Source organism: Mycobacterium heidelbergense, from assembly GCF_050205645.1.
Taxonomy (GTDB): domain Bacteria; phylum Actinomycetota; class Actinomycetes; order Mycobacteriales; family Mycobacteriaceae; genus Mycobacterium; species Mycobacterium heidelbergense_A.
This window is the reverse complement of sequence record NZ_JBNMQT010000010.1, coordinates 125,774-145,667: the sequence shown is the minus strand read 5'-3', so window position 1 is coordinate 145,667 and position 19,894 is coordinate 125,774. Positions and strand designations below refer to the sequence as shown.

At 66.9% G+C, this 19,894-nt stretch carries 17 protein-coding genes, 1 tRNA gene and 1 pseudogene; 11 read left to right on the top strand and 8 right to left on the bottom strand.

All coding sequences use genetic code 11. The annotated features are described in order from the left end of the window. Positions 1-12 precede the first annotated feature (12 nt). A pseudogene (locus ACQI5H_RS13970) lies at positions 13-409 on the top strand (VOC family protein). 3 nt (positions 410-412) lie between these two features. Here ACQI5H_RS13970 and ACQI5H_RS13965 read toward each other — a convergent pair. The 5 genes from ACQI5H_RS13965 to ACQI5H_RS13945 form a co-directional block, all read right to left on the bottom strand. Further along, the gene (locus ACQI5H_RS13965) at positions 413-1,531 is read right to left on the bottom strand and encodes an epoxide hydrolase family protein (protein ID WP_427079942.1); all 1,119 of its coding nucleotides are present in this window, start codon (positions 1,529-1,531) and stop codon (positions 413-415) included. Positions 1,532-1,565: 34 nt separating this feature from the next. Next, positions 1,566-1,637: transfer RNA gene (locus tag ACQI5H_RS13960), tRNA-Val, on the bottom strand. 58 nt (positions 1,638-1,695) lie between these two features. Next, complete coding sequence (locus ACQI5H_RS13955; protein ID WP_076115170.1) at positions 1,696-2,157, bottom strand: peroxiredoxin; 462 nt, start codon at positions 2,155-2,157, stop codon at positions 1,696-1,698. Then, the gene (locus ACQI5H_RS13950; RefSeq protein ID WP_427079941.1) at positions 2,157-2,579 is read right to left on the bottom strand and encodes a DUF3052 domain-containing protein; all 423 of its coding nucleotides are present in this window, start codon (positions 2,577-2,579) and stop codon (positions 2,157-2,159) included. The genes ACQI5H_RS13955 and ACQI5H_RS13950 overlap by 1 nt, the downstream gene beginning before the upstream one ends. A 90-nt stretch (positions 2,580-2,669) precedes the next feature. Continuing rightward, a complete protein-coding gene (locus ACQI5H_RS13945) occupies positions 2,670-3,251 on the bottom strand; it encodes a hypothetical protein (RefSeq protein ID WP_427079940.1) in 582 nt (193 codons plus the stop codon). A gap of 127 nt (positions 3,252-3,378) precedes the next feature. Here ACQI5H_RS13945 and aceE point away from each other — a divergent pair, with 127 nt between their 5' ends. The 7 genes from aceE to ACQI5H_RS13910 all read left to right on the top strand — a co-directional run bounded on the left by aceE (position 3,379) and on the right by ACQI5H_RS13910 (position 13,094). After that, positions 3,379-6,168: a pyruvate dehydrogenase (acetyl-transferring), homodimeric type gene (aceE, locus tag ACQI5H_RS13940; RefSeq protein WP_427079939.1), complete on the top strand. Its 2,790-nt coding sequence runs from the start codon at positions 3,379-3,381 to the stop codon at positions 6,166-6,168. A 128-nt stretch (positions 6,169-6,296) separates the two neighbouring features. Continuing rightward, a complete protein-coding gene (locus ACQI5H_RS13935) occupies positions 6,297-7,622 on the top strand; it encodes a PucR family transcriptional regulator (RefSeq protein WP_427079938.1) in 1,326 nt (441 codons plus the stop codon). Between the two features lie 140 nt (positions 7,623-7,762). Beyond that, entirely contained in the window at positions 7,763-8,671 is a 909-nt protein-coding gene (locus ACQI5H_RS13930; protein WP_427079937.1) for an ACP S-malonyltransferase, read from the top strand. 77 nt (positions 8,672-8,748) lie between these two features. Continuing rightward, positions 8,749-9,096 (top strand): meromycolate extension acyl carrier protein AcpM, encoded by a 348-nt coding sequence (acpM, locus tag ACQI5H_RS13925; protein ID WP_076061171.1) that lies wholly within the window; start codon positions 8,749-8,751, stop codon positions 9,094-9,096. Continuing rightward, positions 9,093-10,343, top strand: coding sequence for a 3-oxoacyl-ACP synthase KasA (gene kasA / locus ACQI5H_RS13920; protein WP_427079936.1), 1,251 nt, complete (start codon positions 9,093-9,095; stop codon positions 10,341-10,343). The genes acpM and kasA overlap by 4 nt, the downstream gene beginning before the upstream one ends. 27 nt (positions 10,344-10,370) lie before the next feature. Continuing rightward, the gene (gene kasB / locus ACQI5H_RS13915) at positions 10,371-11,624 is read left to right on the top strand and encodes a 3-oxoacyl-ACP synthase KasB (RefSeq protein ID WP_427079935.1); all 1,254 of its coding nucleotides are present in this window, start codon (positions 10,371-10,373) and stop codon (positions 11,622-11,624) included. Positions 11,625-11,672: 48 nt separating this feature from the next. Next, on the top strand, positions 11,673-13,094 hold the full coding sequence (locus ACQI5H_RS13910; RefSeq protein ID WP_076115174.1) for an acyl-CoA carboxylase subunit beta: 1,422 nt from the start codon (positions 11,673-11,675) through the stop codon (positions 13,092-13,094). A 40-nt stretch (positions 13,095-13,134) separates the two neighbouring features. Here ACQI5H_RS13910 and ACQI5H_RS13905 read toward each other — a convergent pair whose 3' ends face one another. After that, a complete protein-coding gene (locus tag ACQI5H_RS13905) occupies positions 13,135-14,685 on the bottom strand; it encodes an FAD-dependent monooxygenase (protein WP_427079934.1) in 1,551 nt (516 codons plus the stop codon). Positions 14,686-14,860: 175 nt separating this feature from the next. On the opposite strand from ACQI5H_RS13905, the gene ACQI5H_RS13900 reads away from it, so the two are divergent. Then, positions 14,861-15,238 carry a hypothetical protein gene (locus ACQI5H_RS13900; protein WP_427079933.1) on the top strand — a complete coding sequence of 126 codons (378 nt, stop codon included), beginning with the start codon at positions 14,861-14,863 and terminating at the stop codon, positions 15,236-15,238. 9 nt (positions 15,239-15,247) lie between these two features. On the opposite strand, the gene ACQI5H_RS13895 is transcribed toward ACQI5H_RS13900, so the two are convergent. Both ACQI5H_RS13895 and ACQI5H_RS13890 read right to left on the bottom strand, forming a co-directional pair. Further along, on the bottom strand, positions 15,248-16,792 hold the full coding sequence (locus tag ACQI5H_RS13895) for a glycerol-3-phosphate dehydrogenase/oxidase (protein ID WP_427080008.1): 1,545 nt from the start codon (positions 16,790-16,792) through the stop codon (positions 15,248-15,250). Then, a complete protein-coding gene (locus tag ACQI5H_RS13890; protein ID WP_427079932.1) occupies positions 16,780-17,349 on the bottom strand; it encodes a TetR/AcrR family transcriptional regulator in 570 nt (189 codons plus the stop codon). The genes ACQI5H_RS13895 and ACQI5H_RS13890 overlap by 13 nt, the downstream gene beginning before the upstream one ends. Positions 17,350-17,396: 47 nt before the next feature. Here ACQI5H_RS13890 and ACQI5H_RS13885 point away from each other — a divergent pair, with 47 nt between their 5' ends. Beyond that, on the top strand, positions 17,397-18,974 hold the full coding sequence (locus tag ACQI5H_RS13885) for an FAD-binding oxidoreductase (protein WP_427080007.1): 1,578 nt from the start codon (positions 17,397-17,399) through the stop codon (positions 18,972-18,974). After that, on the top strand, positions 18,971-19,888 hold the full coding sequence (locus ACQI5H_RS13880; RefSeq protein WP_427079931.1) for a diacylglycerol kinase: 918 nt from the start codon (positions 18,971-18,973) through the stop codon (positions 19,886-19,888). Before ACQI5H_RS13885 ends, ACQI5H_RS13880 begins: the two co-directional genes overlap by 4 nt. Positions 19,889-19,894 lie beyond the last annotated feature (6 nt).

Here is a 19,894-nt window from a genome sequence, read left to right as displayed (position 1 = left end):
TAGAGTCAGCCCATGGCCTTCCCCGCACTCAACCATGTCGCGGTCACGGTGCGTGACCTCGAGGTCAGCGGCCCCTGGTATCGAACGCTTTTCGGCGCAGTGCCGGTCCTCGACGAGCACACCGACGCCGGCTTCCGGCATCTGGTGTGGCTGCTGGACGGCGGCACGCTTTTCGGCATCCATCAACATGATCGTCATGCCCCCGACGAAGAGTTCAGCGAGCACCGCGTCGGCCTGGATCACGTCGGCTTCGGCTGCGCCAACCGCGCCGAGCTGGAGAATTGGGTCACCCGGCTGGGCGAGCTGGGCATCGAGCACGGTGGCATTGTCGACGCCCCGTACGGGTCGGGATTGAGTTTCCGCAGACCCCGACGGCGTCGCCCTGGAGTTCTTCGCGCCGCCCGGGTGAGTGTCAGCGCACAGTCGCAAAGAAGGCGCGCAGGTCCTCGACGAACAACTCGGGCTGCTCGAACGCGGCGAAATGCCCGCCGCGCGGCATGTCCGTCCAGTGGGTGATGTTGTAGACCGGCTCGCACCAGCTCCGCGGCGCCTTGAGCAGCTCATGCGGGAAAGCCGCTACGCCGGTTGGCAATTCGACGCGGTCCATTTGCCCCCAGACCCGAAAGCTCTCCCAATACAGCCTCGCCGAGGACGCGGCGGTTTCGGTCACCCAGTACACCATCACGTTGTCGAGTAGCTCGTCGCGGCTGAACGCGTTCTCCGGGTGCCCGTCGCAATCCGACCAGGCCCAAAACTTTTCGACGATCCACGCCAGTTGCCCCGCGGGCGAATCGACCAGCCCGTAGCCCAGCGTCTGCGGCCGGGTCGATTGCTGCTTGGAATAGCCGGTGCCCCACTTGCGGTGCTCGGCTAGCGCGGCCATCGCCGCCTTGTCCTCCTCGGTGGGGTTGGCCATCGCTTCGGCCGTGGGCCTGCCGAGCGGCATGTTCAGGTGAATGGCCGCGCAGTGGCCGCGGTTTCGGCCGATCTGATTGGTGACGGCCGCACCCCAGTCGCCGCCCTGGGCGCCGTAGCGGTCGTAGCCGAGAGTGCCCATCAGCGTCTCCCACGCCGCGGCGATCTTCTCCACACCCCACCCGGTGCGGGTGGGTTTACCCGAGAAGCCGTATCCCGGAAGTGACGGGCAGACAACGTGAAAGGCGTCTTCGGCCCGTCCCGACGCCGGATTGGTCAGCGGCTCAATCACCTTGTGGAACTCCACAATTGAGCCCGGCCAGCCATGCGTGATCACCAGCGGGAAGGCGTCCTCGTGCGGGGACCGTTGGTGGATGAAATGGATGTCCAGCCCGTCGATCTCGGTGACGAACTGATCGAGGCGGTTGAGCGCGGCCTCCCGCGACCGCCAGTCGTATTCGTTGGCCCAGTAGTCAGCGAGCTCGCGGGTGTAGGCCAACGGAATGCCCTGGCTCCAGTCGTCCACGCACTCGGCTTCGGGCCACCGGGTGCGCGCCAAACGCGAGCGCAGATCATCGAGAACGTCATCGGAAACGTCGATGCGAAACGGCTTCACCCGTTCATAGTGCCGCACGCTCACCAAACGCCGGTGGGCGCGGACGGTATCGAACCGCCGACCGCTGGTGTGTAAAACCAGAGCTCTACCACTGAGCTACGCGCCCTTGGAACCAAACGGACCCGCCGCAGGCTACACGTCAACAGCCTAAGCAGCCAAAACGATCAGGACTTCAACGCCGCCAGCGCGTCGGTCCACAGCTTCTGGTCGCGGGCCTCACCGGGCTCCTTCATCTCGGCGAACTGGATGATTCCCGACCGATCGACGACGAAGGTGCCGCGATTGGAGTATCCGGCGGCGTCGTTGAACACGCCGTAGGCCTGGCTGACCTCACCGTGCGGCCAGAAATCCGACAACACCGGGAACGTGAAACCGCTCTCGAGGGACCAAATCTTGTGCGTCGGCGGCGGGCCCACCGAGATCGCCAGCACGGCGCTGTCGTCGTTTTCGAAAACGGGCAAGTGATCCCGCAGCAAGTCGAGTTCACCCTGGCAGATCCCGGTGAATGCGAGCGGGAAGAACACCAACAGGACGTTCTTGGCGCCGCGGTAGGAGCTCAGGGTGACGCGCTGCTGATTCTGGTCGCGCAAGGTGAAGTCCGGGGCGGGCGTTCCGACCGGCAGCATCAACGCTTCCCGGCCCGCGACTTCGGCTGAACCAAGCGGCTGGCGCTCCAGTCGCCGAGGTTGACCGACGAGGTCGGCATCAACCCGGCAGTCGGGGCCGCCTCGGCGATCTCGGCCGGCAGGACGTGACCGGGCTTGCCCGTCTTGGGTGTCAGCACCCAGATCACGCCGTCCTCGGCCAACGGGCTGATCGCGTCCATCAGGGTGTCCACCAGATCGCCGTCCCCATCTCGCCACCACAGCAGGACGACGTCGACCACCTCGTCGGTGTCTTCGTCGAGCAGGTCACTGCCGCAGGCTTCCTCGACCGCGGCACGAATGTCGTCGTCGGTGTCTTCGTCCCAGCCCCACTCCTGGACGACTTGGTCCCGTTGGATGCCCAGCTTGCGAGCGTAGCCCGGGGCGTGATCCTCCGCGACCACCGTGCAGCCTCCTTCAACCATGCGCGCCGTGCGATGGGATTATCGTCGCACAGCCGGAACTCGGTCCATAGCGCCACCTCACGACGCGCCTCAGAACGACGCCAGGCAGAGTTTGAGGGCCTTGGTCTTCGTGTCGTTGAGCTGATTGACCCGCTTGTTGAACTCACCCGTCGGCGCGTGCGTGCCGATGGCGTTCGCCACACCGCGCGCGGCGTCGATGTACGCGTTGAACGCGTCCTTCATCTGGGTCGACAGCGCGTCGCTGAAGCTGTTGGCCACCGTCGACGCGCTGTCGTTGAGCGCGTCGATGGCCGGGCCTTCGGTCGGGCCGGTGTTTTTGCCCGCATTGAACGCCCCGACAAAGGCATTCACCTTGTCGATCGCCGCGCTGCTGGTGGTCGCCAGCGAGTCGCATGAGGTGCGGACCGCCCGCGTCGTCAGGGATTGCTGCCGCTGGGTTTCCCGGATGCTCGACGTCGCCGCCGACGCGGATACCGACGCGGACACGGACTGCCGGTAGGCCGGGGCCACCTTCGTGTCGGGCGTTGCCGTGCCGTTGGTGACGGTGGTACAGCCCACGATGCCCATCACAACCACCGCGACACAGCCGAGCGCCAGAGCGCCTCGCTTTACGGCTTCCCCCGCAAGGACGGCACGCCATCCGATGAGCACAGCTTGACGTTACCGGGTGGACGTTCCCGCCGCCTGCAGCACACCGCGGCTACCCCCCCGGGAGGCCGGTGCGGCACGATAGAAGGCGAAACCGCGGGCAGATAACCCGCCAACCAAGGAGCGGAAGTTGACCACCGAGTTCGCGCGCCACGATCTGGCCCAAAACTCAAGCAACCCAAACGAATCCGATCGGGTGCGGGTGATCCGCGAAGGTGTCGCGTCGTATCTGCCCGACATCGACCCCGAGGAGACCACCGAATGGCTCGAATCGTTCGACGAAATGCTCGAACGCTCCGGGCCCGCCCGCGCCCGGTATCTGATGCTGCGCCTGCTGGAACGCGCCGGTGAGCAGCGGGTCGCGATCCCGGCGCTGACCTCCACCGACTACGTCAACACCATCCCTACGGAGCTCGAACCGTGGTTCCCCGGCGATGAGGACGTCGAGCGCCGCTATCGGGCCTGGATCAGGTGGAACGCGGCGATCATGGTGCACCGCGCGCAGCGACCCGGCGTCGGCGTGGGCGGCCACATCTCGACCTACGCGTCCTCGGCGGCGCTCTACGAGGTCGGGTTCAACCACTTCTTCCGCGGCAAGGCCCATCCCGGCGGCGGGGACCAGATATTCATCCAGGGCCACGCGTCGCCAGGCATCTACGCCCGCGCCTTCCTGGAGGGCCGGCTGACCGCCGACCAGCTGGACGGCTTCCGCCAAGAGCACAGCCATCCCGGCGGCGGACTGCCGTCCTATCCGCACCCGCGGCTGATGCCCGACTTCTGGGAGTTCCCGACGGTGTCGATGGGGCTGGGCCCGATGAACGCGATCTATCAGGCCCGGTTCAACCACTACTTGCACGACCGCGGCATCAAGGACACCTCCGACCAACACGTGTGGGCGTTCCTCGGCGACGGCGAGATGGACGAGCCCGAGAGTCGCGGCCTGGCCCACGTCGCGGCGCTGGAGGCACTGGACAACCTGACCTTCGTCATCAACTGCAACCTGCAGCGCCTCGACGGCCCGGTGCGCGGCAACGGCAAGATCATCCAAGAACTGGAGTCGTTCTTCCGGGGCGCGGGCTGGAACGTCATCAAGGTGGTGTGGGGCCGCGAGTGGGATGCGCTGCTGCACGCCGACAAGGACGGCGCGCTGGTCAACCTGATGAACACCACACCCGACGGCGACTACCAGACCTACAAAGCCAACGACGGGGCCTATGTGCGCAACCACTTCTTCGGTCGCGATCCGCGCACCAAGGCGCTCGTCGAGCACATGACCGATTCCGAGATCTGGAACCTCAAGCGCGGCGGCCACGACTACCGCAAGGTCTACGCCGCCTACCGGGCCGCCGTCGACCACAAGGGCCAGCCCACGGTGATCCTGGCCAAGACGATCAAGGGCTATTCCCTGGGCGCCCACTTCCAGGGCCGCAACGCCACACACCAGATGAAAAAGCTTGCGCTGCAAGACCTCAAGGACTTCCGCGACGCCATCCGGATCCCGATCAGCGACGCGCAGCTGGAAGACGACCCGTACCTGCCGCCGTATTTCCACCCGGGTCCCGAGGCCCCCGAGATCCGCTACCTGCTCGACCGGCGGCGCGCGCTGGGCGGATACGTGCCCGAGCGGCGCACCAAGGCCAAGGCACTGACACTGCCCGGCCGTGACACCTACAAGGCCCTGAAGAAGGGTTCGGGCCAGCAAGAGGTGGCCACCACCATGGCGACGGTGCGCACCTTCAAAGAAGTGTTGCGCGACAAGGAGATCGGGCCGCGCATCGTGCCGATCATTCCCGACGAGGCGCGCACTTTCGGCATGGACTCGTGGTTCCCGAGCCTGAAGATCTACAACCGCAACGGCCAGCTCTACACCGCGGTCGACGCCGAATTGATGTTGGCGTACAAGGAAAGTGAAGTCGGCCAGATCCTGCACGAGGGCATCAACGAGGCCGGTTCGGCGGCGTCGTTCACCGCGGCGGGCACCTCGTATGCGACGCACAACGAGCCGATGATCCCGATCTACATCTTCTATTCGATGTTCGGGTTCCAGCGCACCGGCGACGGCCTGTGGGCCGCGGCCGACCAGATGGCCCGCGGCTTTCTGCTCGGGGCCACCGCCGGGCGGACCACGCTGACCGGCGAGGGCCTGCAGCACGCCGACGGCCATTCGCTGCTGCTGGCGGCCACCAATCCGGCCGTCGTGGCCTACGACCCGGCGTTCGCCTACGAGATCGCCTACATCGTGGAAAGCGGGCTGGCGCGGATGTTCGGCCAGAACCCGGAGAACGTGTTCTTCTACATAACCGTCTACAACGAGCCCTACGTGCAGCCCCCGGAGCCGGACAACTTCGATCCCGAAGGCGTGCTGCGCGGCATTTACCGGTACCACGCGGCCACCGAGCAACGGACCAGCAAGGCGCAGATCCTCGCGTCGGGCGTGGCGATGCCGTCGGCGCTGCAAGCCGCCGAGATGCTAGCCGCGGAGTGGGACGTCGCCGCCGACGTGTGGTCGGTGACCAGCTGGGGCGAATTGAACCGCGACGGCGTGGCCGTCGAGACGGCGAGGCTGCGCCACCCGGACCAGCCCGCCGGCGTTCCCTACCTGACGAAGGCCCTCGAGGGGGCCGTCGGGCCGGTGATCGCCGTATCGGACTGGATGCGCGCGGTCCCCGAGCAGATCCGGCCGTGGGTGCCGGGCACCTACGTCACGCTGGGCACCGACGGGTTCGGCTTCTCCGACACCCGGCCCGCCGCGCGGCGCTTCTTCAACACCGACGCCGAGTCCCAGGTGGTCGCGGTGCTGGAGGCGCTGGCGCGCGACGGCGAGATCGACCCGTCGGTGCCGGTCGCGGCCGCCCGCCAGTACCGGATCGACGACGTGCAGGCCGCCCCGGAGCAGACGTCGGACCCGGGCGTGGCATAACGGCCGACGGCCCGGCCAGCCGGGCATTGGTCGCCGAATGCCCGGCCAGCCGGGCACTCGAGCAAGCACCACCCCTACCAGGGCGTGGCTTTGGCGGAAAGTTCCAAAATCTGGCGTAGGTTTTAGGGGTGAATGACAACCCGTTCGCCGGTCCTTTTGCCAAGCATCCGCGTTCACCGCTGGAACTGCTGGACACCGTCCCCGATTCCCTGCTGCGTCGGTTGAAGCAGTATTCGGGCCGGCTGTCCACCGAAGCGGTGAACGCCATGCAGGATCGGTTGCCGTTCTTCGCCGACCTGGAAGCCTCCCAGCGGGCCAGCGTCGCGCTGGTGGTGCAGACGGCCGTCGTGAATTTCGTCGAATGGATGCACGACCCACACAGCAACGTCAGCTACACCGCCAAGGCCTTCGAACTGGTGCCGAAGGACCTGACCCGACGGATCGCGCTGCGCCACAGCGTGGACATGGTGCGGGTCACGATGGAGTTCTTTGAGGAAGTCGTACCGCTGCTGGCCCGCTCCGACGAGCAACTGACCGCGCTGACGGTGGGGATCTTGAAGTACAGCCGCGACCTCGCCTTCACGTTCGCCGGCGAGTACGCGGACGCGGCCGAGGCGCGGGGCAACTGGGACAGCCGCATGGAGGCCAGCGTCGTCGACGCGGTGGTGCGCGGCGACACCGGCGCGGAGCTGCTATCTCGTGCGGCGGCGTTGAACTGGGACACCACCGCGCCGGCGACGGTGGTCGTCGGGACCCCGGCGCCGGGCCGCGAGGATGCGAACGGGCAGGGTGACAGCGAGCGGGCCAGCCAACACGTCCGCGACGTCGCCGCCGTCCACGGCCGCGCGGCGCTCACCGACGTGCACGGCACCTGGCTCGTGGCGATCGTGTCGGGTCCGTTGTCGCCGACGGAGAAGTTCCTGGGTGACCTGTTGGTCGCGTTCTCGGACGACCCAGTGGTCATCGGACCCACCGCGCCGATGCTCACCGCGGCTTATCACAGCGCCAGCGAGGCGATATCGGGGATGAACGCCGTCGCGGGCTGGAGCGGGGCGCCCCGACCCGTGCTGGCCCGAGAGCTGCTGCCTGAGCGCGCGCTGATGGGAGACGCGTCGGCGATCGTCGCGTTGCATACCGACGTGATGGGGCCGCTGGCCGATGCCGGACCCACCCTCGTGGAGACCCTTGAAGCTTTCTTAGATTCGGGCGGCGCGATTGAGGCTTGCGCCCGCAAGTTGTTCGTTCATCCAAACACCGTGCGGTACCGCCTGAAGCGCATCACGGACTTCACTGGCCGCGACCCCACTCAACCCCGTGATGCGTATGTGCTGCGTGTGGCGGCGACCGTGGGTCAGCTCAACTACCCCACTAGCCCGTCTAGTGTCGGCAGCAACTCCCTGACGCCGGTTCCTCTCCCGCTCAGAGGAGGTGCCGCGGCGCCTTCCGCGAGATAGTGATCCAGGCAACAGATCGCGGCACGATATCAAACATGTTGCTTACGGAGCCGTTTTGTAAGGTGTATACAAAAACCTAAGACGAGGTTCATAATCTGTTACACCCGCCAAAACCGTTTCCACAGTGTTCTCTTAGACACGTGATTGCGTTTCTCGCGCCCGGACAGGGTTCGCAGACCGAGGGGATGCTGTCGCCGTGGCTGGAGTTGTCCGGCGCGGCGGACCAGCTGACCCTGTGGTCGAAGGCCAGCGGCCTGGATCTCGTGCGGCTGGGCACCACCGCCTCGACTGAAGAGATCACCGACACCGCGGTCACCCAGCCCTTGGTCGTCGCGGCCACGCTGCTGGCTCATCAGGAACTGACAAAGCGCGGTCTGCTCGCCGGCGAGGAATTCATCGCGGCCGGTCACTCCGTCGGCGAAATCGCTGCCTACGCGATCGCCGGTGTGATGGGCGCCGACGACGCGGTCGCACTGGCCGCCACCCGGGGCGCCGAGATGGCCAAGGCCTGCGCCCTCGAGCCGACCGGCATGTCCGCCGTACTCGGCGGCGACGAGGCGGAGGTATTGGCCCGCCTCGAGCAGCTCGACCTGACCCCCGCGAACCGCAACGCCGCCGGCCAGATCGTGGCCGCCGGCCCGCTGGCCGCGCTGGAGAAGCTCGCCGAAGACCCGCCGGCCAAGGCCCGGGTGCGCGCACTCGGCGTGGCCGGGGCGTTCCACACCAAGTACATGGCTTCGGCTCTCGACGCATATGCCGCCGCGGCGGCCGCCATCGCGACCTCCGAGCCCACCGCCACGCTGTTGTCCAACCGCGACGGCAAGCCGGTCACCTCGGCGGCCGCGGCGATGGACGCGCTGGTCGCCCAGCTGACCCAACCGGTGCGCTGGGACCTGTGCACCGAGTATCTGCGTGAGCACAATGTCACGGCGATCGTGGAGTTCCCCCCCGCGGGCACCCTCACCGGCATCGCCAAGCGCGAACTTCGGGGGGTTACGGCACGCGCCGTCAAGTCGCCCGCAGACCTGGACGGGTTGACCGACCTCTAACGGCAAATTTGTCCAGTACAACCAAAAAGCACGTCAGTTCGATTTACACACAACACATTACGAAGGGAAGCAAGGCTGTGGCCGTCACTCAGGAAGAAATTATCGCCGGTATTGCGGAGATCATCGAAGAGGTCACCGGTATCGAGCCCTCCGAGGTCACCCCGGAGAAGTCGTTCGTCGACGACCTGGACATCGACTCGCTGTCGATGGTCGAGATCGCCGTTCAGACCGAGGACAAGTACGGCGTGAAGATCCCCGACGAAGACCTTGCCGGTCTGCGCACCGTCGGTGACGTCGTTGCGTACATCCAGAAGCTCGAGGAAGAGGACCCCGAGGCCGCCGCAGCGCTGCGCGCCAAGATCGAGTCCGAGAACCCCGACGCCGTGGCCAACGTCAAGGCGAGGATGGAAGCGGACACCAAGTGACCAAGCCTTCCACTGCTAATGGCGGTTACCCCAGCGTTGTGGTAACCGCCGTCACGGCGACGACAGCAATCGCGCCGGACATCGAGAGCACGTGGAAGGGTTTGTTGGCCGGCGAAAGCGGCATCCACGTACTCGAAGACGAGTTCGTCACCAAGTGGGACCTGCCCGTCAAGATCGGCGGGCACCTCAAGGAACCCGTCGACAACCACATGGGCAGGCTGGACCTGCGGCGCATGTCCTACGTCCAGCGCTTGGCGAAACTGCTGAGCGGCCAGTTGTGGGAGACCGCGGGTACCCCAGAGGTCGATCCCGACCGGTTCACGGTCGTGGTCGGCACCGGTCTGGGCGGCGCCGAGCGGATCGTGGAGAGCTATGACCTGATGAACGAGGGCGGGCCCCGCAAGGTGTCGCCACTCGCCGTTCAGATGATCATGCCCAACGGCGCCGCGGCGGTGGTGGGTCTGCAGCTTGGGGCCCGCGCCGGTGTGATGACGCCGGTGTCGGCCTGCTCGTCGGGCTCGGAGGCAATCGCCCACGCGTGGCGTCAGATCGTCATGGGTGATGCGGATGTCGCCGTGTGCGGCGGTGTCGAAGGCCCCATCGAGGCGCTGCCCATCGCGGCATTCTCGATGATGCGGGCCATGTCGACCCGCAACGACGAGCCCGAGCGTGCGTCGCGGCCGTTCGACAAGGACCGCGACGGCTTCGTGTTCGGCGAGGCCGGAGCGCTGATGCTCATCGAGACCGAGGAGCACGCGAAGGCCCGCGGCGCCAAGCCGTTGGCCCGGTTGCTCGGTGCCGGCATCACCTCGGACGCCTTCCACATGGTGGCGCCCGCGGCGGACGGCGTGCGTGCCGGACGGGCGATGACGCGGTCACTGGAGCTGGCGGGCTTGTCCCCCAAGGACGTCGACCACGTCAACGCACACGGGACCGCAACGCCGATCGGCGACACCGCCGAGGCCAACGCGCTTCGGGTCGCCGGTTGCGAAAAGGCCGCGGTGTATGCGCCGAAATCGGCGCTGGGGCACTCAATCGGCGCAGTCGGGGCGCTCGAGTCGGTGCTCACGGTGCTGACCCTGCGGGACGGGGTCATTCCACCCACCCTCAACTACGAAACCCCCGATCCCGAGATCGATCTGGACATCGTCGCGGGTGAACCCCGCTACGGCGAGTACCAGTACGCGATCAACAACTCGTTCGGGTTCGGAGGGCACAACGTTGCGCTCGCCTTCGGGCGTTACTAAAGCACGGAAGGAACGTTCGCCACTCCCATGACAGAGCTGGTTACGGGGAAAGCTTTCCCCAATGTGGTCGTCACCGGCATTGCCATGACGACTGCCTTGGCACCCGACGCGGAAACCACCTGGAAGTTGCTCCTGGACAGCCAAAGTGGGATCCGTCTCCTCGAGGACCCCTTCGTCGAGGAGTTCGACCTGCCGGTCCGTATCGGCGGGCATCTCGTGGAGGAGTTCGACAGCCAGCTGACGCGCATCGAGTTGCGTCGGACGGGCTACCTGCAAAGGATGTCCACCGTCTTGGGCCGCCGGGTGTGGGAGAACGCCGGTTCACCCGAAGTCGACACCAACCGGTTGGCCGTTTCCATCGGCACCGGCCTGGGTTCGTCCGAGGAGATGGTCTTCAGTTACGACGACATGCGTGCTCGCGGCATGAAGGCGGTCTCTCCGTTAGGCGTGCAGAAGTACATGCCCAACGGAGCGGCCGCCGCGGTCGGGCTGGAACGCCACGCCAAAGCCGGTGTGATGACGCCGGTTTCGGCGTGCGCGTCCGGTTGTGAGGGCATCGCCCGGGCCTGGCAGCAGATCGTGTTGGGTGAGGCGGACATCGCGATCTGCGGTGGCGTGGAAACCCGGATCGAGGCGGTGCCGATCGCGGCGTTCGCGGCGATGCGCATCGTGATGTCGACCAACAATGACGACCCCGCCGGTGCATGTCGCCCGTTCGACCGGGACCGCGACGGTTTCGTGTTCGGCGAAGCCGGCGCACTGATGGTGATCGAGACCGAGGAGCACGCGAAAGCCCGAGGCGCCAACATCCTGGCCCGGATCATGGGTGCCAGCGTCACCTCGGACGGCTTCCACATGGTCGCCCCGGACCCCAACGGTGAACGCGCCGGCCATGCGATGACGCGGGCGATCCAGCTCGCGGGCCTCACTCCTGGCGACATCGACCACGTCAACGCCCACGCCACCGGCACCCAGGTCGGCGACCTGGCTGAAAGCAAGGCCATCAACAACGCCCTGGGCAGCAACAAGCCGGCGGTGTACGCCCCCAAGTCCGCCCTCGGCCACTCGGTCGGTGCGGTCGGCGCGGTGGAGTCGATCTTGACCGTGCTCGCGTTGCGGGATCAGCTGGTCCCCCCGACACTGAATCTTGAAAACCTCGATCCAGAGATCGATTTGGACGTGGTGGCGGGTAAGCCGCGGCACGGTGATTACCGGTACGCGATCAACAACTCGTTCGGATTCGGCGGTCACAACGTGGCGATCGCCTTTGGGCGGTACTAAACCCCGGCGCCATCAAGCCCGAGCAACACCGGAAACAGGAGACCCGCAATGACACTCATGGCCCCCGAGGCGGTCGGCGAATCGCTCGACCCCCGCGACCCGTTGTTGCGTCTGAGCAATTTCTTCGACGACGGCAGCATCCAACTGCTGCACGAGCGTGACCGCTCGGGCGTGCTTTCCGCCGCGGGCACCGTGAACGGTGTGCGCACCATCGCGTTCTGCACGGACGGAACGGTGATGGGCGGTGCTATGGGCATCGAGGGTTGCACGCACATCGTCAACGCCTACGACACCGCCATCGAGGAGCAGAGCCCGATCGTCGGTATCTGGCATTCCGGCGGTGCCCGGCTGGCCGAAGGCGTCAAGGCGCTGCACGCGGTGGGCCTGGTGTTCGAGGCGATGATCCGCGCGTCCGGCTATGTCCCGCAGATCTCGGTCGTCGTGGGCTTCGCCGCCGGCGGCGCCGCCTACGGGCCGGCCCTGACCGATGTCGTGGTGATGGCGCCGGAGAGCCGGGTGTTCGTCACCGGGCCCGACGTGGTGCGCAGTGTCACCGGTGAGGACGTCGACATGGCCGCGCTCGGCGGCCCGGAGACCCACCACAAGAAGTCCGGGGTGTGCCACATCGTCGCCGACGACGAGCTCGACGCCTACGAGCGCGGCCGCCGGTTGGTCGGATTGTTCTGCCAGCAGGGGCATTTCGACCGCACCAAGGCCGAGGCCGGCGACACCGACATTCACGCGTTGCTGCCCGAGTCGTCGCGGCGTGCCTACGACGTGCGCCCGATCGTGACCGCGATCCTCGACGACGAGACACCGTTCGACGAGTTCCAGGCCAACTGGGCGCCGTCGATGGTGATCGGGTTGGGCCGTTTGTCCGGCCGCACCGTCGGCGTGCTGGCCAACAATCCGCTGCGTCTGGGCGGCTGCCTGAACTCCGAAAGCGCCGAGAAGGCGGCACGTTTCGTGCGTCTGTGCGATGCCTTCGGCATTCCGCTGATCGTGGTCGTCGACGTCCCCGGTTATCTGCCCGGCGTCGACCAGGAGTGGGGCGGCGTGGTGCGCCGCGGCGCCAAGCTGCTGCACGCGTTCGGTGAGTGCACGGTTCCGCGGGTCACGCTGGTCACCCGAAAGACCTACGGCGGGGCCTACATTGCGATGAACTCCCGGTCGCTGAACGCCACCAAGGTCTACGCCTGGCCGGACGCCGAGGTCGCCGTGATGGGTGCCAAGGCCGCCGTCGGCATTCTGCACAAGAAGAAGCTGGCCGCCGCGGCCGACCACGAGCGCGAAGCGCTGCATGACGAGCTGGCCGCCGAGCACGAGCGGATCGCCGGCGGCGTGGACAGCGCGATCGAGATCGGCGTGGTCGACGAGAAGATCGACCCGTCGCACACTCGCAGCAAGCTGACCGAGGCACTGGCCCAGGCGCCGGCACGCCGCGGCCGTCACAAGAACATCCCGCTGTAATTCGGCGGGCTCTCACCGCGAGCAGAGCGCTCGCGGGTCCCTAACGGCCCAGGATCGTCGAAAGGGCTTTGCGCAGGGCGCCTTCCGGGTCGCTGGGCAGATCTTCGGCGCGCCAGCCGACGAAGTCGTCCGGGCGGACGAGAAGCGCCCCCTCGGGCTTGAGTCCGGTGGCAGCGGCCCACTCGTCGCCGTCGACACGATGCGCGGCGACCGACGCCGAAGCCGCGGCGGCACACCATCGCTCATCGCCGGTGATTACCGTGAACCCGGGGCCGAGCAGGTCAAGCGTCGACACACCGTCCCGCACCCACACGTGCGGAACCCGGGTTCCGGGCTGGCCGCGCAACTCGTCCACGAGCTGCACCTCGTCCGGATCGACCGGAGGCTCGTCCGTGACGACCGCAGCAGAACGATAGCGGTACCCGACCAGCAGCGGGAACATCGAGGACTCTTCCTCTGGTGGCAACAGCGGCCGGTCATCGTCGAGCCGCAGCAGGCCAATCGTCGGGCCGGACAGCGACTGTCGGGCAGCGAACCGCCCGACCGGATGCCGCTCGGCATGGAAGGTCTCCAGCAGCGCCGGCCCGGCCGTGCCGTCCAGGACCGCCGCCAACTTCCACGCGAGGTTGTGCGCACTCTGGATCGCGGTGTTGGCTCCCCCGGCTTTGAACGGCGGCATGGTGTGTGCCGAATCGCCGACGAGAAAGACTCGCCCACAGCGGAATTGGTCGGCCACCTGCTCGTGGGGCTGCCACGACGCGACCTCGATGATCTCGATGTCGATCTGCTCACCGATCGCCTTGGTGAGCAGATCACGGCAGCGTTGCAGCGTGAACTGCTCCGCCGTCTCGCCCTTGTCGGGGAAATAAGTGGTGATGAACATGCCGAGATCGCCCTCGGCCACGATGAAAATGCCCTGCACGTCAGCGTTTTGAACCTGCACGCCGTCTCCGTCGCCTAGGTGCGGGACAAACTTGCGCCACGGCGCGCGAAAGTAGATGAAGACCACGAAGATCGGCAGCGCACCGTACCCGGAAGTAGTGATGCCGAGCGCGCGGAGCGTCGGGCTGTGCACACCGTCGGCGGCAACGAGATAATCGGCCCGCACCGTCTCCGACTCTCCCGAATCCCGGTCGCGGACAACGGCGGTGACACCGGTCCCGTCTGACTCGAACGACGACAGTTCGGTGCCATAGCGCACCTCACTGCCGCGCCGGCGTGTTTCGGCGAGCAGGATCGGCTCGAGCCTGCTTTGCGGGCAATACTGCACGGTGGGTTCGGGGCTCAACATCTCCAGGCCGCCGAAGAGCGCATCGAGGTCGATGGCCGGCTGTTCCTCCGGGCTGTTGAGCGTTGGCTTGGTAACCAATTCGGAAACCTGCTCGGCGACGGCGTGGACCTCGTCGCCCAAGCCGAGCCCGCGCAGAATCTCCAGGCTGCGGAAGCTCAGATTGCGGGCCTTCGGATAGATGAAGACCTCGTCGCGCTTTTCGACCAGTAGCGAGCGGACGCCATGCTTGGCGAGCGAGGCCGACATGGCCAGCCCGCCCACGCCAGCGCCGACTATCAGCACAGGAACACGGACATTCATCAGGCCTCACCCCCAACTACGGCGCTTCTCTAATTATGACAGTCACTACCATTAAATAGTAGATGTCATAATGGCGGCCCCGCAAGCTTGCCAGAAATTCCACGCGATGGCCGTTCCGGTGCAGCAGGAGTGGGTAGTCAGGTGGAATCAGGTTCGAGACAGAAGGCGGCATCGGATGGTTCGTCAAGAGGGGGGCCGATGGGACGTCGGCACCCAGGACAACGCGGTTTACCTTGAGCGCATCGATGGGAGCGACGAGCGGCTATTCGACGATGTGTTGGCACCTGACGAAGCCCGCGATCTCGCTGGGCTCTTGACGAAGTTCGCAGCCAAGGCCGAGAAGGCTGACGACTCCGACAAGGACGAGCAATCCGAGGACTCCGACGAATCCGATTCCGACAAGTCCAAGGACTCCAAGGACTCCAAGGACTCCGAGGACTCCGAGGACTCCGAGGACTCCGAGGACTCCGAGGACTCCGACGACTCTGACGATTCCAAGGACTCCAGGGACTCCGACAAGGACGAGGAATCCGACGACTCCAAAGACTCGTAAAGGCTTCCGCTAGCCAAGGCAGGCCAGGAGCTCCTCCGCGACCGACACCACCCGCTCGCGATCGCGAGCCACCAGGCCGATCCGCGTCCGCCGGTCCAGGATGTCGTCGACACCCAGCGCGCCCTCGTGGGTCACCGCGAATTCGAACTCCGCGCGAGTCACGTCGATCCCTTCGGCCACCGGATCACCGGGACGCTCGCACGTGGCAGCGGCGATGACATGCGCGGCCTCCGCCCCGTACCGCAGGATCAGCGACTCGGGCAGGCCGGCCATCGGCGGCACCGTCGAACCGGGGTTGGCCGGGGCGCCGACGAGCGGCAGATTGCGCGTTCGGCAATTGCCAGCATGCAGGTGCCGCAGTTCGACGGCGCGGTCCACGACATCCTCTGCCATGTAACGGTATTCGGTCAGCTTTCCCCCGATCACGCTGATGACGCCGGAGGGCGACTCGGCGACGGCGTGCTCGCGCGAAACGTCCGCGGTGCGACCTCCGCCGGTGTCGATCAGTGGCCGCAAACCGGCGTAGGCGCCGATCACATCGCCAGCCTGCAGCGCGGTCCCCAGCGCGGTGTTCACCGTGTCTAACAGGAACGTGATCTCCTCCGACGACGGTTGTGGCACATCGGGAATCGGGCCGGGAGCGTCTTCGTCGGTCAGCCCGAGGTACACGCGGCCCAGTTGCTCCGGCATGGCGAACACGAAGCGGTTGAGCTCACCGGGGATCGGAATCGTCAGCGCGGCAACAGGATTCCCGAAGGCACCGGCGTCGAACACCAGGTGGGTTCCGCGGCTGGGCCGCAACCGCAACGATCCGTCGATCTCCCCGGCCCACACCCCGGCCGCGTTGACGACGGCGCCAGCGGTCACGTCGAACGACTCGCCCGTGCGTTGGTCGGTCAGGCGCACCGATCCGCCGGTGGCCTCGGACGCCGCGACATAGGTGAGGATCCGGGCGCCGTGCTGCGCGGCGGTGCGCGCCACCGCCGTGACCAGACGGGCGTCGTCGATCAACTGCCCGTCGTAGGCCAGCAGGCCACCGTCCAGGCCGTCGCGCCGCACCGTCGGTGCCATTTCCACCACGCGATCGGCCGAAACCCTGCTCGATCGGGGCAGCACCGACGACGGCGTCCCCGCCAGCAGCCGTAGCGCATCACCGGCGAGGAACCCCGCGCGCACCAACGCGCGCTTGCCGCGACTCATCGACGGCAGCAACGGGACCAGCTGCGGCATCGCGCGCACCAGGTGAGGGGCGTTGCGCGTCATCAGGATTCCGCGCTCGATCGCGCTGCGCCGCGCGATCCCCACATTGCCCGTCGCGAGATACCGCAGGCCACCGTGGACCAATTTCGAACTCCACCGGCTGGTGCCGAACGCGAGGTCGTGCTTTTCCACCAACGCCACCCGCAGACCCCGTGAGGCGGCGTCCAAGGCAATCCCGACGCCGGTGATGCCACCACCGATCACCAGGACGTCCAACGGCTCGCCGTCGGCGAGGGCATTCAGGTCGGCCGCACGACGGGCCGCGTTCAAAGCTGTGGGATTCACGACAGGTATCCGTTCAGCGAGTAAGTGAGCTCGGCGGCCAGCGCATCGGAATCAAGAATCGGCCGGACGATCCGCTCCGACTGGATCGTCGACTGGGCGATCAGCAACACCATGGTGGCCATCTGCAGCGGGTCGCCGGCGCGGACGCTGCCGTGACGCTGGGCGGCGCGCAACCGATCGGCCAGGGCGTCGATCAACATCTGCTGGCTGGACCCCAGGCGCTCGGTGATGTAGATCGGCGCCAGCTCCGAATGCATCACCGACATGACCAAGTCATCGCGACGCAGCAGATTGGCCACCGTAACAATCTGTCGCACAAGGGATTCCCGGTCTTCGCCAAGCAATGGCGCGTTGCGCATCACCCCAACGATGCGTTGGGTCAGCAGCGCCGCCACGATCGAGCGGGTATCCGGCCAGCGGCGGTAGACGGTCGGCCGGCTCACGCCCGCGCGCCGGGCGATCTCGGCCAGGGTCACCCGGTCCACCCCGAAATCGACCACACAGCTCGCGGCCGCCGTGAGGATCCGTTCTCGGGTGTCGACTGGTGCGTTACTGATTGACAGCATGTGTAATACTGTAACGCATGACGCACCTCGAGGAGCTCCTCCCACCGATGAAATGGAACGCGTGGGGAGATCCCGCCGCGGCCAAGCCCCTGTCCGAGGGGATCCGGGCGCTGCTGAAGCAGACCGTGGGCCTGGATGACTCGGCAGAGGCCGAACTGGATGCCGATGACGTCGAGCTGCGCCCGTCCGCGCTGACAGCCGAGGATCGAGACGCGTTGACCGCGATCGTCGGCGACGGCTATTGCCGCACCACCGACCGCGATCGGTTGTTGCACGCGGGTGGCAAGTCGACCATCGACATGCTGCGGCGCAAGGAGAAAGCCCAGGACGCGCCCGACGCCATCCTGCTGCCCGGCGACGAAGACGCCGTGGCCGCGATCCTGCGCTACTGCTCGGAGCGTGGCATCGCCGTCATTCCCTTCGGCGGCGGCACCAGCGTCACCGGCGGCCTGAATCCCACCCGCGCCGACTTCGACGCGGTGGTCTCCCTCGATTTGCGCCGCTTTGACCAGCTGATCGAGCTCGACGAGGTTTCCGGGCAGGCGGTGTTCGGTGCCGGCGTCACCGGCCCGGACGCCGAGCGTCTGCTCGGCGAACGCGGGTTCTCTCTCGGGCATTTCCCGCAGAGCTTCGAGTACGCCACCATCGGCGGCTTCGCGGCAACCCGCTCCTCGGGCCAGGATTCGGCCGGCTATGGCCGGTTCAACGACATGGTTCGCGGGCTCCGGGTGATCACGCCGGTCGGCACGCTGGATCTGGGCCGCGCGCCGGAGTCGGCCGCCGGTCCCGACCTTCGTCAGCTGCTGATCGGCTCGGAGGGCACCTTCGGCGTCATCACCCAGGTGCGGCTGCGTGTGCACCGCACGCCGGAAGCCGTCCGCTACGAGGCGTGGTCGTTCCCGGATTTCGCGACCGGGGCCGCGGCCCTGCGCGCGGTCACCCAAAATGCCACGGGCCCCACCGTCATTCGGCTCTCCGACGAAGCGGAGACCGGAGTCAACCTCGCCACCACCGAGGCGATCGGCGAAAACCAAATCACCGGCGGCTGCTTAGGGATCACGGTGTTCGAGGGCACCACCGAACACGTCGAAAGCCGGCATGCCGAGACCCGCGCACTGCTGGCGGCGCAGGGCGGCACGTCGCTCGGCGAAGCGCCGGCCCAAGCCTGGGAACGCGGCCGGTTCGCCGCGCCGTACCTGCGCGACTCGCTGCTGTCCGCGGGCGCGCTCTGCGAAACGCTCGAAACGGCCACCGATTGGTCCAACATTCCCGCCCTCAAGGCCGCGGTCACCGAAGCGCTCACCGGCGCATTAGCCGAGACCGGCACGCCGGCCCTCGTGATGTGCCACATTTCGCACGTCTACCCCACTGGCGCCTCGCTGTACTTCACCGTCGTCGCCGGGCAACGCGGCAATGCGATCGCACAGTGGCAGAAGGCCAAAAAGGCGGCGTCCGATGCGATGATCGCCAACGGCGCGACCATCACCCACCACCACGCCGTCGGCGCCGACCACCGACCCTGGATGCGCGACGAGGTCGGGGATCTCGGTGTGCAGGTGCTGCGCGCGGTCAAGGCGGCATTGGACCCGGCCGGAATCCTCAACCCCGGCAAGCTGATTCCGTGAGTCCGCGTGAAATCGCCAAAGTCACCGCGCTGACCAATCCCGCGTCGGGGCATGGCGCCGCGATCCGCGCCGCGCAAATCGCGATCGCCCGGCTGCACGATCGGGGCGTACAGGTCACCGAGATCATCGGTGACGACGCCGAAGACGCGCGCCACCTCGTCGGCGCCGAACTCGAGCGAGGAACCGACGCGGTCATGGCCACCGGCGGCGACGGCGTCGTCTCCAATGCCCTACAGGTGTTGGCGGGCACAGACATCCCGCTCGGAATCATCCCGGCGGGCACCGGCAACGATCACGCCCGCGAATTCGGCATTCCCACAAGGGATCCCGAGGCGGCCGCCGACATCATCGTCGACGGCTGGACGGAAACGATTGACCTGGGCCGGATTCGCGACAGCGACGGCACAGAGAAGTGGTTCGGCACCGTCGCCGCGACGGGATTCGATTCGCTCGTGACCGATCGCGCCAACCAGATGACCTGGCCGCACGGGCGGGCGCGCTACTACATCGCGATGCTCGCCGAGCTTTCGAGGCTGCGGTTGTTGCCGTTCCGGCTGGTCCTCGACGGGACGAAAGAGATCGACGCGGACATCACGCTGGCGGCCTTCGGCAATACCCGCAGCTACGGCGGCGGACTGCTGATCTGTCCCAACGCCGACCCCACCGACGGTCTACTCGACATCACGATGGCGCATTCGGCATCCAGGACCAAGCTGGTCCGCCTGTTCCCCACCGTCATGAAGGGCACCCACGTCCGCCTGGACGAGGTGACCACCGCACGCGCCACATCAATCCACGTCGAGTGCCCGGGCATCAACGTGTACGCCGACGGCGACTTCGCCTGCGCGCTGCCCGCCGAGATCTCCGCGGTCCCCGCCGCGCTGCAGATTCTTCGTCCCGCGCGGCAAGCATGAGCGTCG

Coding starts and splice junctions, on each gene's coding strand:
- kasB (WP_427079935.1), top strand. CDS start 10,371: ATGACAGAGCTGGTTACGGGGAAAGCTTTCCCCAATGTGGTCGTCACC.
- ACQI5H_RS13955 (WP_076115170.1), bottom strand. CDS start 2,157: ATGCTGCCGGTCGGAACGCCCGCCCCGGACTTCACCTTGCGCGACCAG.
- ACQI5H_RS13905 (WP_427079934.1), bottom strand. CDS start 14,685: ATGAATGTCCGTGTTCCTGTGCTGATAGTCGGCGCTGGCGTGGGCGGG.
- ACQI5H_RS13885 (WP_427080007.1), top strand. CDS start 17,397: ATGAAATGGAACGCGTGGGGAGATCCCGCCGCGGCCAAGCCCCTGTCC.
- ACQI5H_RS13890 (WP_427079932.1), bottom strand. CDS start 17,349: ATGCTGTCAATCAGTAACGCACCAGTCGACACCCGAGAACGGATCCTC.
- ACQI5H_RS13900 (WP_427079933.1), top strand. CDS start 14,861: ATGGTTCGTCAAGAGGGGGGCCGATGGGACGTCGGCACCCAGGACAAC.
- ACQI5H_RS13910 (WP_076115174.1), top strand. CDS start 11,673: ATGACACTCATGGCCCCCGAGGCGGTCGGCGAATCGCTCGACCCCCGC.